This window comes from Synechococcus sp. CBW1002, from assembly GCF_015840915.1.
Taxonomy (GTDB): Bacteria; Cyanobacteriota; Cyanobacteriia; order PCC-6307; family Cyanobiaceae; genus CBW1002.
This window is the reverse complement of record NZ_CP060398.1, coordinates 711,274-723,784: the sequence shown is the minus strand read 5'-3', so window position 1 is coordinate 723,784 and position 12,511 is coordinate 711,274. Positions and strand designations below refer to the sequence as shown.

Here is a 12,511-nt window from a genome sequence, read left to right as displayed (position 1 = left end):
GGCATCAGGACGCTGGCTTGCCCTGATGCCGGCGTGCCGGGCCTGCGGGTCGTTCCGGCACGCTGATCCCCATCTTCTGCAACAGGTCGCGCATCTCCTGGCGCTCCTTCTCCATCAAGCTGGCATAAGCCTGCCGCTGGGATCGTTTACAGGCTCCCAGAGCCTGCAGATTCTGCGCCTGATCAATGCAGGGCCGGGTCTTCTGCAGGATCTCCTGACGGACCTGGATGCCACGGCGCTCCATGGCCTGCCGGGCCGTGAACAGTTCCTTGGCCTGGGCTGGGGAGAGCTTGAGTCGTTCCTCAGGATTTCCCCTCTGGGGGGCTCCCTGCCGTGTCTCGGCCGCCACGAGGGTCTGGGACAGGACCACGGGCGGCGCCAGCAGCGACAGGGCGGCGATCACGGGCAGGGCGCGGCCGAACAGCACCAGCCGGGAGCGTTGGGTCGAGACCGGGTTCAACGGGAGGGTTCGGTCGGTGTTGCAGGTCTCAGGACTTCTGCTGGTCATGAAAAGGTCCGGGGAAGGGGTAGGAAGACAGAGGAAACGACCAGGAGCCGCGGCACTGCCGCCATCCTGACGGCACCCCGGCCAACTGGTCTGATGCCAGGCGCTCAGAGGCCGAACAGCAGTTCCAGCCAGGAGTCGGCACGGGAGGGAGCGGCGCCATAGGCCTGGGAGCCGTAGTCAGGCAGGGCGGCGCCATAGGGATAGCTCCTGCCGGAAGACTGGGGCGAGCCGGGATAGCGCGAGCCTGGCGACCAGCGCCCCCGGCCGCCTTGATCGGGCACCGGCAGGCCATAGCGCTGGCGGAGTTGTGCCAGCTCACTCATCTGCTGGCGGCGCTGATCCATGCGGGCCTGCTGCTCCCGCTGCTGACAGGCCTCAATCGCCTGAAGGCCACGAGCCTGCAGGAAGCAGCGCTCGGTCTGGCTGAGCTGGCTGAGGCGCCGCCCCGACTGACGACGTTCCTGGGCAAGGCGCTCCTGGAAGTAGTTCCGCCGTTGCCCCGTGCTGAGGCGATCGAAGGCCTGGGCCTGCGCCCGCTGCCAGGCCTGCCACTCGCCTTCAGCGGCCTGGGGTCTCTGGGGTTTCTGCGGCCGGAACTGCTGTGACGGCTGGACCTGCTGCGAGCCACTCGAGGGACGCCAGGACTGGGCCTGGGCGGCACCACCGGCGAGCAGCAGGGCTCCGAGCAACAGGGTGGCGCTCCGGCCAGGGTGCGAAGGGTGCGGGAACGGCCGGGGCGAGACGGTTGACGGGTTGGTCATGGGGTTCCGTGCAGTCAGGCCCCATGGTCGGCAGAGGGTCTGACGGAACTGTGTCCGGTCAGGGGGCCAGGTGTGACCGGATCGGAATGGATCGAGCGGCCCCGCAGACCCACGGCAAAACCACCCGCCTGCGGTCCATCGCCGCGGCGGCAATAGAGCACTCCGCCATGCATCGACGCCACCCGGGCCGCGATCGCCAGGCCGAGCCCACAGTGGCCCTGGCCGCCGCGGGCCTCATCCAGCCGCTGGAACGGCATCAACGCCTGCTCCCAGCGTTCCGGTGAGATGCCGGCGCCCCGATCCCAGAGCTCGATGCGGAACTCCTCTGGATCGTTGGCTGCTGTGTCAGGGTCTGTGGCGCGCAGCACAAGCCGCAGCGGTGGTTCACCGTGGCTGAGGGCGTTGTCGATCAGGTTGCCCACGGCACGGGACAGGGCGGTGGGCTGCACCACCCGTTCCATCGGTTCGAGGTCCAGCTCCAGTACAGCCGGATCGAAGGCGGCGGAAAGCTCGGCCAGCAATTGATCGAGCGGCAGACGCACCGGGATTTCGGCATCGGCGCCACCGGCAAAGAGCAGAAACTGGCTGGTGATGCGCTCGAGTGCGTCCAGATCGGCCTCGGAGCGGTCCCGTTCCGGCCCGGAGAGGGGTGCGAAGCTGAGCCGCAGGCGCAGGCGCGTGATCGGACTCTTGAGGTCGTGGGCGATGCCGGCCAGCATGGTGGCCCGCTCCCGCTCGCTGAGCTCCAGCCGCTGCACCATGGCGTTGAAGCGCAGGGTCAGCCGCCGCACGGCACCGGTGCCGTGCGGCGCCAGGGGCGGCAGCTGGGCCTCGCGGCCCACCCGGCCGAGCGCCTGCTCCAGCTGGGCCAGGGGGCGTTGCACCTCCAGCCAGAGAAAGGCCAGACCCGCCAGTCCTCCTCCCGACACCAGGGCGAGGCTGAGCACGAGCGGGTCGGGGGGCCAGCGCGAGGCCGGCGGCAGGGCCGTGAACAGCCACACCGGCTCCAGGGGAGACAGGAGCTCCACCCAGACCCCCCGGGCCTCAAGCCCTGCCGGCACCACGGTGGGGCAGCTGTTGAGGCGTTCGCACAGCTCGAGCCGCAGGCGACCGGCCTGTCGATAGAGGCGCCGATCGCCCGTGGGCAGGGGCTGTGGACCCACCCGCAGGGGCAAGCCGGTGAGCTGGGCCACGGCCGATGGGGGCAGGCGCTCCAGGGCCAGTTCCCCAAGACGCAGATTGAAGGCCACCTCCTGGCCGAGCTGGGCGATCTGGGCCCGCTCCAGACGCCGTGCCAGCAGCAGTTGCAGCAGGACAACGCTGAGTCCGAAGCCGGCGGCTGCCACCAGCAGAAAGCGCAGCAGGATCAGCAGGCTGTGGCGCCGAAATCCCCCGGGTGACTCAGCGACTGCGCGGTTGTCCATCCGGTACGAAGACGTAGCCGTAGCCCCAGACCGTCTGGATGTAGCGAGGCCGGGAGGGGTCCGGTTCCACCAGGCGGCGCACCCGTGAGACCTGCACATCCATGCTGCGGCTGTCGGTCTCGGAATCGGGTCCGCGGGCCAGCTCGATCAGGCGTTCGCGCGACAGAGGCCGGTGGGGATGCTGCACGAAGGCGCTGAGCAGGCTGAACTCCCCGCTGGTGATCACGATCGTCTCCTGTCCCCGCCGCAGGGTGCGGGCGGCCAGATCGAGCTGGTTGTCACCGAAACACACCTCCTGCCCTTCCGCCATCGGCGTGCCGGCCGGCAGAACCACCCGTCGCCGCAGCACGGCCTCGATGCGGGCGCTCAGCTCCCGCGGCAGGAAGGGTTTGGCGAGGTAATCGTCGGCCCCCTGCTCCAGTCCGATGATCCGGTCCACCGCATCACCGCGGGCGGTGAGCATCACCACCGGCAGATCGTCGCCACGGTCGCGCAGCCGCCGCAGCAGGGTGAGGCCATCGTCACCGGGCATCATCACGTCCAGCACCACCAGATCGGGGCGCTGGTTCTCGAGCCGGGCCATCAGCTGGGCGCCACCGGCCAGGCAGCGCACGTCATAGCCCTGATCGGTGAGGTAAGTGCCGAGCAACTGGCGCAGCTCGGGATCGTCATCCACCACCCAGATCCGTTGCGTCTTGCCCATGGCGCCAGGGGGGGAGGAGGGGAACCGGCCGGCACGGCCTGGGCCGACTGTATGGAGCGAAGCGGCCCGCCACCGCTGCGGAAGGATCTGGTCACACCTGGGACTGAGGTTGGTCACAGCCAGGGGCAGCGCACTTCATAACCTTGGCCCATGGGGACTTCCGGCCCGCCGCAACTGTTGCCTCCCGCCCTCCGGCTCCGGCCGGGGCGCCGGCAGCGGCGGCTGGCTGCCCTGATGGTCGGCACGGCCGTGGCTCTGGCCGCGGCCGTTGCTCCATCCCCGCTTCTTCTCCCCGGTCCGGCGCAGGCCAGGGAAGTAGCGCAGCAGCAGCGGGATCTCGAGACCTACCGCCAGCGGCTGCAGGAGCTGTTCCGGCGGCTGGACCGCAACGGCGACCAACGCCTCGAGCGGAGCGAAGTGCGGGGACATGCCTACATCGAAAAGCACTTCGAACGGTTGGATCGCAGTGGCCGAGGCCATCTCACCCCCGCCGACTTCGTGCCCCACCGCGCTGCATGGCAGGGCGAACGGTTGCGGGCGATGTTCCTGCGGGCCGATCACAACCGCAATGGCCGGATCGAGCGCGGCGAAGCCAAGGACCTGCGATGGCTGCAGGAGAACTTCAGCCAGGCCGACCGCAACGGGGATGGCGGCGTCAGCCTGCAGGAACTGGGTGAGCTGCGGCGGCATCGGGCGGGATCCGCGTCCTGGTGATTCAGGTCCGCCTACAGCCCGTAACCTTCAGAGCTGGGTCAAGGTCGGGGCTTCGGGCTTGTTGGTCGGCGAGGAACACCGTCTCGAGCTTTTCCCCCACGCCGACAGCCCAGGCCTCCGCGTGCTCTGTTGATGCTTTTCCAGCCACTGGCCCAGCGGCACCGGCAACCCGAGTGGATGGACCAGCCTGGCCTCGATCCCGCCGCCCACACCCAGGCCCTGGAGGGTCTGCGCAGGATCAACGCCCTCAGTGGTGCCGTGGGTTCCCTGCTTGCTCCGATCCGTTTCCTGGCCCGGGAGCACAACGGACAGGCCCTGCGGGTTCTCGATCTGGCCTGCGGCGGCGGGGACAACACCAGTGCCCTGGCGGAACGGGCCCGTCGCGAAGGGCTCGCCGTGCGTGTCGACGGCTGCGACCTCAGCCCCCAGGCGGTGGCCATGGCCTCACGCAGCTCCAGGGAGCGGGATCTAGACGGAGTCTTCTTCCAGGCCGACGTCCTGAAGGATCCCCTGCCTGACGACTACGACGTCATCCTCTGCACCCTCTTCCTGCACCATCTGGACGAGGAGGCGGCGGTGGGTCTGCTCAGCCGCATGGGTCGCGCCAGCCGCCAGCTGGTGTTGGTCAATGACCTGATCCGCAGTCCCCTGGGCTACGGGCTGGCCTGGGCGGGCTGCCGCCTGCTGAGTCGCTCCCCGATCGTTCATTTCGATGGCCCCGTCTCGGTGCAGGGCGCCTTCCAGTTGGAGGAAGTGCGCTCCCTGGCGGTCCGGGCGGGTCTCGATGGCGCCAAGATCCGGCGCAGCTGGCCCGAGCGCTATCTGCTGTGCTGGCGCCGGCCAGGCGGCCCGCCCCAGCCTTGATGAACGCTCCGGACTGGGATGTGATCGTGGTCGGGGCCGGGCCCGCCGGCGCCCTCGCCGCCCACCAACTGGCCCGTCGCCGGTTGCGGGTGCTGCTGGTGGAGAAGCGGGCCTTTCCCCGCTGGAAGGTCTGCGGCAGCTGCCTGAACGGCGTCGCCCTCAGGGCCCTGGAGGATGCGGGCCTGGGCCACCTGGTTGACGACCAGGGCGCTGTTCCCCTCGCCCGGCTCCGCCTCGGCCTGCAAGGCCATCAGGTGGACCTCGCCCTGCCCGTGGGCCGATCCCTCTCCAGGAGCCGCTTCGACCTGGCCCTGAGTGAGGCCGCCGTGGCTGCCGGAGCCGTGTTGCGCCTGCAGACCGAGGCCAGCGTGGGCGGTGCCTGTCCGGGGGGCAGGCAGGTGCTGCTGCGCTCCGGCGACGAGCATCAGAGCACCAGCGCCCGGGTCGTGCTGCTGGCCACGGGGCTGGGCAGTTCCGGGCTGGATCCGGACATCCCGATCCAGACGCGGATCAACCCCCACGCCAGGGTCGGCGCCGGCTGCCGGCTGGACGCCGAGGTGAGCGGCTATGGCAAGGGCACGATCCACATGGCCATCGGCCAGCACGGCTACGTGGGGCTGGTGCGCAACGAAGACGGAGGCCTCAACCTGGCCGCGGCCTTCGACCGCACCCACCTGATCGCTGCCGGAGGTCCGGCCGCCTGCGCTGCCACGGTGCTGGCCGAGGCCGGCTTCGATCCCGTGCCCCAGGGCAGCGAGACCTCCTGGCGGGCCACCCCGGCCCTCACCCGCCAGAGCACACCCCCGGCGGCCGAGCGGCTGCTGCTGCTGGGGGATGCCGCTGGCTACGTGGAACCCTTCACGGGCGAGGGCATGGGCTGGGCTCTGGTCGGGGCTCTGGCGGCGGTGCCCCTGGTGCTGCAGGGGCAGGAGGGCTGGAGCCGGGGCCTCGAGAGGGAGTGGTCCCGCCGCCATGCCCGTCTGATCGGATCGAGGCAGCGCTTCTGCCATGCCCTGGCCTTCGCCCTGCGGCGCCCCGGCCTGAGCCGCAACCTGCTGGCGGCGGCCGAGCGCTGGCCGGCACTGACCGCCCCACTCCTCCAGCAGCTGGGTGGTGCAACCCTGGAACGTCTGACCCCAGAGCCATGTCCCTGACAATCCACGGCCTGGGGACGGCCCTGCCCCCCCATCGCATCGCCCAGGGCGACGCTGCCGCCATCGCCGCCGAGGTGGCCCTGCCCAACCAGGTTCCCTCTGCGTCCCAACGCCGGCTCCTCGCTACCCTTCATCGCCGCTCAGGGGTGGCCACACGCCACAGCGTTCTGCTGGAGCCCACGGGCACGGAGTCGTGCCATCAGCAGTCCTTCTTCGGAGCCACCAGCCCTGGCACCGCGGAACGGATGCGTCGCTACGCCCAGGAAGCGCCAACGTTGGCTCTGCGGGCCGTTCTCGCTGCCCTGGACCAGGCGCAGTTGCCCCCAGAACGGATCACCCACCTGATCACGGTCTCCTGCACCGGCTTCCAGGCGCCCGGCGTCGATCTCTCCCTGATGACCGCCCTGAAGCTGCCCGCCGATGTCGCCCGCACCCACGTGGGGTTCATGGGGTGCCATGGAGCCCTGAACGGTCTGCGGGTGGCTGCCGGATTCACCGGGGCTGATCCTGAAGCCTGTGTCCTGCTCTGCGCGGTTGAGCTCTGCAGCCTCCACCTGCAGTACGGCTGGGAGGCCGAGCGGATCGTGGCCAATTCCCTGTTCGCCGACGGCGCCGCCGCCCTCGTGGCCTGCGGAAAGGAGCCTGAGGCTGAGTCGCCTTCAGCCCCTCGGCTGCGGCGCTTGATCGCCAGCGGCTCCCTGCTGGTGCCCGACAGCACCGAGGCGATGTCGTGGGCGATTGAGGATCACGGCTTCGCCATGGGCCTGTCCCCACGGGTCCCAGACCTGATCGCGGAGCATCTGCGGCCCTGGCTGACCGGCTGGCTGGCTGTCCATCAGCTGACGCTCGCTGCCATCGGCTCGTGGGCCGTGCATCCCGGCGGCCCCCGCATCCTCTCAGCGGTGACCGAGGCCCTGGGGCTTGATCCCCTCCTGATCGAGCCCTCCCGATCGGTGCTCAGGGACTGCGGCAATATGTCGTCGCCGACCCTGCTGTTCATCCTCGAGCGTCTGCGGCGCAGCGGCGCTCGCGGCCCCTGCCTGGCCATGGCCTTTGGCCCGGGCCTGTGTGTCGAGGTGGCCCTGCTGGCCTGAGGCGCTGCAGGGGAAGGCTGCCCGGGCCGTTATGACAGCCTTCTGGCGATCCGCATCGAGCCGGTCGTGCAGAGCTCTGACTCACCGCTCCCATCGGTGGCCTTCCTTGGGCTGGGTCAGCTCGGAACGCCGATGGCGACAAATCTCCTGGCCGCCGGCTTCCCCCTGACAGTTCACAACCGCACCCGCAAGGCGGAGGAGCCCCTGGCTGCGGCCGGCGCTGCGCGGGCATGCTCACCAGCGGATGCGGCAGCCACAGCAGAGATTCTCTGCCTCTGTCTCACCGATGGTGCTGCGGTGGAAGACGTGCTGTTCGGCCCCCAGGGTGCCGCCGCTGCTCTTCCTGCGGGCGGATTGGTGATCGACTTCTCCACGATCGATCCCTCGCAGGCGCAGGCATGCCATGACCGCCTCAGGCCCCTTGGCCTCGATCTCGTCGATGCCCCAGTCACGGGGGGGACCGAGGGTGCCAAGGCTGGAACGCTCTCGGTGCTGGTCGGAGGCGCAGAGGCTTCGGTCCATCGGGCCATGCCGCTGTTGCAGACCGTCGGGAAGACCGTGACGCACTTCGGGCCGATCGGCGCAGGCCAGCAGGTCAAGGCGGTGAATCAGGTGCTGGTGGCCGGCAGTTATGCGGCGGTGGCGGAAGCCATGGCCCTGGGCCAGCGGCTGGGGTTGCCAATGGAGATGGTGAGGCAGGCCCTCTGCGGCGGTGCCGCGGGCTCCTGGGCCCTGGAGCACCGCGCCGCCACCATGCTGCGGGGCGACTATCCCCTGGGGTTCAAGCTCTCCCTGCACCGCAAGGATCTGACGATCGCCCTGGCCGCCGCCAGGGCAGTGGGGTTGTCCCTGCCGTTGAGCGAGCGGGTGAGCCATCTGGAAGAGGAGCTGATCGCCGCCGGCCATGGCGACGACGACGTGTCCTGCCTGATGCGCTGGTTCCAGGCCTGACGTCTGCACTGAGCCTGCCTAGGTTGCAGGACGCAACGCCCCACGGAGGACCCATGACAGCCCGGCGGCCGGCTCGGATCCCGGAATCCCTGGCCTGATGACCGTTGCGCTGCCCACCAGCCTGATCAAGGCCGACCTGACCGTGCTTGATCTGCTGCGCCAGCTTTACGCGGCAGACAGCACTGGCAGTCATCAGCTGCGCTATGGCCTCACGGCTGTCGGCTTCGATAACGGCAATCTGGCCGGCGGGCTCGGCACTCCGCCGCTTGCGATCGCCATCAATCCGGAGGAGCAGGCCTTCATCGAGCAGACGTTTGCCCGCCTGGCCGGAGTGATCCGCCTGCAGGCCAGCCAGGAGAACAGCTTGGCCAGTCCACTGCAGCTGGTGTCGGTGCAGGAGGTTCGCGATCACGGCGGCTTCGCCGACACGATCACCGGGATCACCTACACGGAATTCCGTTTCGTTGTGGCGCCCTCGGGCCAGCGATCCTTGATCCCAGCCGTATCGGGCGTGACGATCGAGGCCGAACTCAACAATGATCCCGGCCTGAGTGCGGCGGAACAGCGCACGCTTGTGCACGAGATCGGCCATGCCCTCGGCCTTGATCATCCGGGTGGCAACCCCGATGATCCCAGCTTCAGTGACCTGGACACGATCATGTCCTATCGGGTCGGCGGCGATGCCCCGGCCACCTGGTTCTCGAGCACTGATCTGCAGGCCCTGGTGGAGATCTGGGGGGCCGCCTCAGCAGTTCCCTCGGCTCCAACGGTCCCATCGGGAAGCCCCGACCGCTTCGTGATCGACAGCGTGACGGGCCGCTCGATCAGCGGCTTCGAGAGCGGCATCGATCAACTGGTTGTGGCAGCTGGTCTCCTGGATGGTCAGGCGGCCAGATTCCGACTGATCGATGGCAACCGCAAAGCGCTGAAGAAGGGCCTTGCCTCCAAGGCCTCCCTCGTGTACTGGGAACCCAGGGGTCAGCTGTTCCTCAACGACAACGGCAAGGACGCCGGCTTCGGCAATGGCGGTGGCCTCCTGGCCGAGCTGGACCCGTTCACGCCCCTGGCTCCAACGGACATCCTGCTGGCTTGAGCCGTGCTCGGGCTGGGCCCTTCAGGGTTGCAGAGCCTGCCGATCCGTCACCACACGCACCCGTTTGGTGGCGCTCACGATGCCCTCGGGATGCACCAGCAGGATCGCCCAGGTCTGGGAGCCGGGGGTCTTGGGTGCCTGCACGACCTTGAACAGGCCACCGCCGCCCAGGGCACCCAGCTGCAGGTCGGGACTCTCGACCGCCGACAACTGCTCGGCTGTCAGGGGCACGATGCCACCGGCCACCACGGCACCTTTCAGGGGTTCATCGAACAGCACGTCCACGTCGTAGCGCTGGCCGGTGAGCACGGCATCGGGGATCAGCAGGCTCACGGGCAGGTCGACGTCACCACTGCGCAGGATCGACTGCTCGCGGATCACGGTCTGGCCGTTGATCCGGCTGCCGCTGCTCTCGAGGGCAAGCTGCTGGGAGGCCTCCAGCTGGTAGTTGTAGGCCCCGTCCTGACGATGGCCGGTGACCGTGACCGTGACGGTGGCGCGGCCATCCCGCAGCGGAGCCGCCGGTGTGATCTGCCAGCGGGCATCGGGGAACAGCTCGCGCAGGGTTCTATAGCGCGCTTCCAGCTCACTGGGATCGAAGCCTGGACCAGCCTCGAGCAGGGCCGCCAGATCGCTGCTGCCAGAGCTGTTGAGTGCCGCCTCGAGGGCCTGCAGCAGGGCTGGCGTGGGAGCCGCAGCCCAGGCTGCGGGCACCCCGGCCGCCAGGCCACCCAGCACCAGAGCGGCGGCCAGGCCGCGCCGGACCCAGCCGAAGCCGGCGCGCACTGCACGGCGGGATGAGGAGGACGTGAGAGAAGGGGACAGCGACAGGAAGGTCAAGCGGTGGAGCGGCCCGGGCATGGCTTTTAAGTTAGGCGCGGCCGCACGCCCCGCCCATGCCCAGGCTTCTGATCGCCGCCAGTGGTACGGGTGGCCATCTGTTTCCGGCCCTGGCTGTGGCGGAGGCTCTGCCGCCCGCCTGGAGCGTGCAATGGCTGGGGGTGCCTGATCGACTGGAGCGCCAGCTGGTGCCGAGCCGCTATCCGCTCCACACGGTGCGGGCCGGTGGATTGCAGGGGCGAGGCCTGCGCAAGCTCTGGAATCTGCTGAAGCTGCTCAACGCCACCCGGGCTGTGCGCCGCCTGATCCGGCGGGAGCAGATCACGGTGGTGTTCAGCAGCGGCGGCTACATCGCCGCACCGGCGATCCTGGCGGCCCGATGGTGCGGCGTACCGGTGGTGCTGCACGAAAGCAATGCCATCCCCGGCAAGGTGACGCGCCTGCTGGGTCGCCTCTGCAGCCGTGTGGCGGTGGGGCTGCCGCAGGCGGCCGAGCGGCTGCCCCGCTGCCGGCCGCTGGTCACCGGCACACCGGTGCGCCAGGCACTACTGGAACCGGCCCCCCTGCCCGACTGGGTGCCGGCCGGTGATGGCCCGCTGCTGCTGGTGGTGGGCGGCAGCCAGGGGGCCCTGGGCCTGAACCGGATGGTGCGACCGCTGCTGCCGAAGCTGGTGGCGGCCGGCTGCCGGGTGGTGCATCTCACCGGCAGCAACGATCCTGAAGCCGGCCAGACCAGCCTCAGCGGCCTGGTGGAACGGCCCTTCAGCGAGGCTATGGCGGGCCTGCTGCAGCACGCCGACCTGGCGATCAGCCGCGCCGGGGCCGGCAGCCTCAGTGAACTGGCGGTGTGCGGCACCCCGGCGATCCTGGTGCCCTTCCCGCAGGCCGCCGACCACCACCAGGACGCCAACGCGGCAGCGGCAGCGGCGGTGGGGGCGGCGGTGATCGTGGCGCAACAGCCCCCCTCCGATCCCGACCTGGAGCGCACCCTCTGGCGGCTGCTGGGCCCACGATTGGAAGGAGAGCCGGTCCAGCCCGATGCCGATCCCCTGCTGAGCCTGCGGCGGGGCATGGAGCGCCTGGCCGTGCGCGATGCCGACCGGCAGGTGGCGGCGCTGCTGGTGGAGCTCGGCGCGGCAAACGCCGAACAGCAGCCCCAGGCCTGAGAGCCGTCTCCACTGCAAGCCGTCTCAGCGGATCACCGTCTCAGCGGAACGCCCTGTCAGCCCTGCAGGCCGCAGCGCCCCCACTCCAGGGCCAGGGCCTGGAGCAGGCGGCGATGACGCCGCCGATCCTGGAGGCCGATGCGCAGCCAGCCCTCCCCCAGCCCCTCGAAGGAGCGGCAGCCACGCAACAGGATGCGGTGGCGCTGCTCCAGGGCCAGCCGCAACGGCTCCAGCGAGGCTCCACCGGCGTGGCGCACCAGCAGGAAGTTCGCCGCCGAGGGCATCGGCGTCAGTCCCGGCAGGGCCGCCAGCTGGGCGGCCAGCCAGGGCCCTTCCACCGCCACCCAACGCTGCACCCGTACCGTCCAGCGATCGCGCCGCGGCCCATCGGCGAGCCAGCCGGCCGCCATCGCCGCCGCCGGGCCATTCACCGGCCAGGGATCCCGCCAGGTGCTCCAGCGCTGCAGGCGCTCCGGCGCCGCCAGGGCATAGCCCAGCCGCAGGCCCGCGATCGACAGCAGCTTGGTGAGGCTGCGGATCACCACCAGGTTGGGATGGTGCGGCAGCAGGGGCGCCAGGGATTGGGCTTCTCCGGCGGGAACCAGGGGCAGGAAGGCCTCGTCCACGATCACGAGCCGGTGACGCTCCAGCAGCGGCACCAGGGAGTCGCGGCTCCAGAGCTGGCCGCTGGGGTTATGGGGATTGGTGATCCACAGCACCGGCGGCGCCTGCGAATGGCCTGAGAGCTGGTCATCGCCGGAGCCGGCCTGGTCATCCGCAAAGGCCGCCCCCCAGTGCTGGGGGAAGCCGGCCGGCCAGTCGAGCCGCAGGGGGAGTGGCCTGCTGGCGCCGCCCCAGGTGGCCAGGGCCCGCCGGTAATCGGCGAAGCCCGGTGCCGGCAGCGCGCTGACGCCGGTGGCCGCCGCGTCACGCGCCGCCCAGGTGAACAGCTCGGCGGCGCCGTTTCCGGGCAGCACCCAAGCCGGCGGCAGACCGTGCAGGGCGGCGATCGCTTGGCGCAGGGCGCCGTAGCCGCGATCGGGATAGTCGCGCAGCGACGGGCCGGCCATGGCCGCCAGAGTGGCCAGGCGCAATCTCAGGGGCGGCCCGAAGGGCACCAGCGAGGCGCTGAGATCGAGCAGATCGGCGGGGAGGCAACCGAGGCGAGCGGCGATGGCCACCCGGTTGCCCCCGTGGATCTCAGGCGGCACCGGCGAAGACATGGCGCGGCAGCAGCCG

General features: G+C 70.2%; 13 protein-coding genes. 7 read left to right on the top strand and 6 right to left on the bottom strand.

The window, feature by feature from the left end:
- Positions 1 to 4: 4 nt before the first annotated feature.
- The 4 genes from H8F24_RS03415 to H8F24_RS03400 form a co-directional block, all read right to left on the bottom strand.
- Positions 5 to 460, bottom strand: coding sequence for a hypothetical protein (locus H8F24_RS03415; protein ID WP_197170982.1), 456 nt, complete (start codon positions 458 to 460; stop codon positions 5 to 7).
- A 152-nt stretch (positions 461 to 612) separates the two neighbouring features.
- The gene (locus H8F24_RS03410; protein WP_197158385.1) at positions 613 to 1,269 is read right to left on the bottom strand and encodes a hypothetical protein; all 657 of its coding nucleotides are present in this window, start codon (positions 1,267 to 1,269) and stop codon (positions 613 to 615) included.
- Positions 1,270 to 1,283: 14 nt separating this feature from the next.
- Positions 1,284 to 2,693, bottom strand: a complete 1,410-nt coding sequence (locus tag H8F24_RS03405) for a HAMP domain-containing sensor histidine kinase (RefSeq protein WP_197158387.1) — start codon at positions 2,691 to 2,693, stop codon at positions 1,284 to 1,286.
- Positions 2,671 to 3,396 carry a response regulator gene (locus tag H8F24_RS03400; RefSeq protein ID WP_197158389.1) on the bottom strand — a complete coding sequence of 242 codons (726 nt, stop codon included), beginning with the start codon at positions 3,394 to 3,396 and terminating at the stop codon, positions 2,671 to 2,673. Before H8F24_RS03400 ends, H8F24_RS03405 begins: the two co-directional genes overlap by 23 nt.
- 177 nt (positions 3,397 to 3,573) lie before the next feature.
- Between H8F24_RS03400 and H8F24_RS03395 the strand changes: the two genes are divergently transcribed.
- The 6 genes from H8F24_RS03395 to H8F24_RS03370 all read left to right on the top strand — a co-directional run bounded on the left by H8F24_RS03395 (position 3,574) and on the right by H8F24_RS03370 (position 9,266).
- Positions 3,574 to 4,110: an EF-hand domain-containing protein gene (locus H8F24_RS03395; RefSeq protein WP_197170980.1), complete on the top strand. Its 537-nt coding sequence runs from the start codon at positions 3,574 to 3,576 to the stop codon at positions 4,108 to 4,110.
- 132 nt (positions 4,111 to 4,242) lie between these two features.
- Positions 4,243 to 4,974, top strand: coding sequence for a methyltransferase domain-containing protein (locus H8F24_RS03390; RefSeq protein ID WP_197170978.1), 732 nt, complete (start codon positions 4,243 to 4,245; stop codon positions 4,972 to 4,974).
- Entirely contained in the window at positions 4,974 to 6,128 is a 1,155-nt protein-coding gene (locus H8F24_RS03385; RefSeq protein WP_231598072.1) for an NAD(P)/FAD-dependent oxidoreductase, read from the top strand. The genes H8F24_RS03390 and H8F24_RS03385 overlap by 1 nt, the downstream gene beginning before the upstream one ends.
- Positions 6,119 to 7,222: a type III polyketide synthase gene (locus H8F24_RS03380; RefSeq protein WP_197170974.1), complete on the top strand. Its 1,104-nt coding sequence runs from the start codon at positions 6,119 to 6,121 to the stop codon at positions 7,220 to 7,222. Before H8F24_RS03385 ends, H8F24_RS03380 begins: the two co-directional genes overlap by 10 nt.
- 132 nt (positions 7,223 to 7,354) lie before the next feature.
- Positions 7,355 to 8,173: an NAD(P)-dependent oxidoreductase gene (locus tag H8F24_RS03375; protein WP_197158398.1), complete on the top strand. Its 819-nt coding sequence runs from the start codon at positions 7,355 to 7,357 to the stop codon at positions 8,171 to 8,173.
- Positions 8,174 to 8,270: 97 nt separating this feature from the next.
- Positions 8,271 to 9,266 (top strand): hypothetical protein, encoded by a 996-nt coding sequence (locus H8F24_RS03370; protein WP_197158400.1) that lies wholly within the window; start codon positions 8,271 to 8,273, stop codon positions 9,264 to 9,266.
- Positions 9,267 to 9,287: 21 nt separating this feature from the next.
- Here the strand turns inward: H8F24_RS03370 and H8F24_RS03365 are convergent, their stop codons facing one another.
- Positions 9,288 to 10,019, bottom strand: coding sequence for a hypothetical protein (locus H8F24_RS03365; protein WP_370594810.1), 732 nt, complete (start codon positions 10,017 to 10,019; stop codon positions 9,288 to 9,290).
- 143 nt (positions 10,020 to 10,162) lie between these two features.
- Between H8F24_RS03365 and murG the strand changes: the two genes are divergently transcribed.
- Positions 10,163 to 11,272, top strand: coding sequence for an undecaprenyldiphospho-muramoylpentapeptide beta-N-acetylglucosaminyltransferase (gene murG, locus H8F24_RS03360; protein ID WP_197170972.1), 1,110 nt, complete (start codon positions 10,163 to 10,165; stop codon positions 11,270 to 11,272).
- Positions 11,273 to 11,328: 56 nt separating this feature from the next.
- Here murG and H8F24_RS03355 read toward each other — a convergent pair whose 3' ends face one another.
- Entirely contained in the window at positions 11,329 to 12,495 is a 1,167-nt protein-coding gene (locus tag H8F24_RS03355; RefSeq protein WP_197170970.1) for a histidinol-phosphate transaminase, read from the bottom strand.
- Between the last annotated feature and the right edge of the window lie 16 nt (positions 12,496 to 12,511).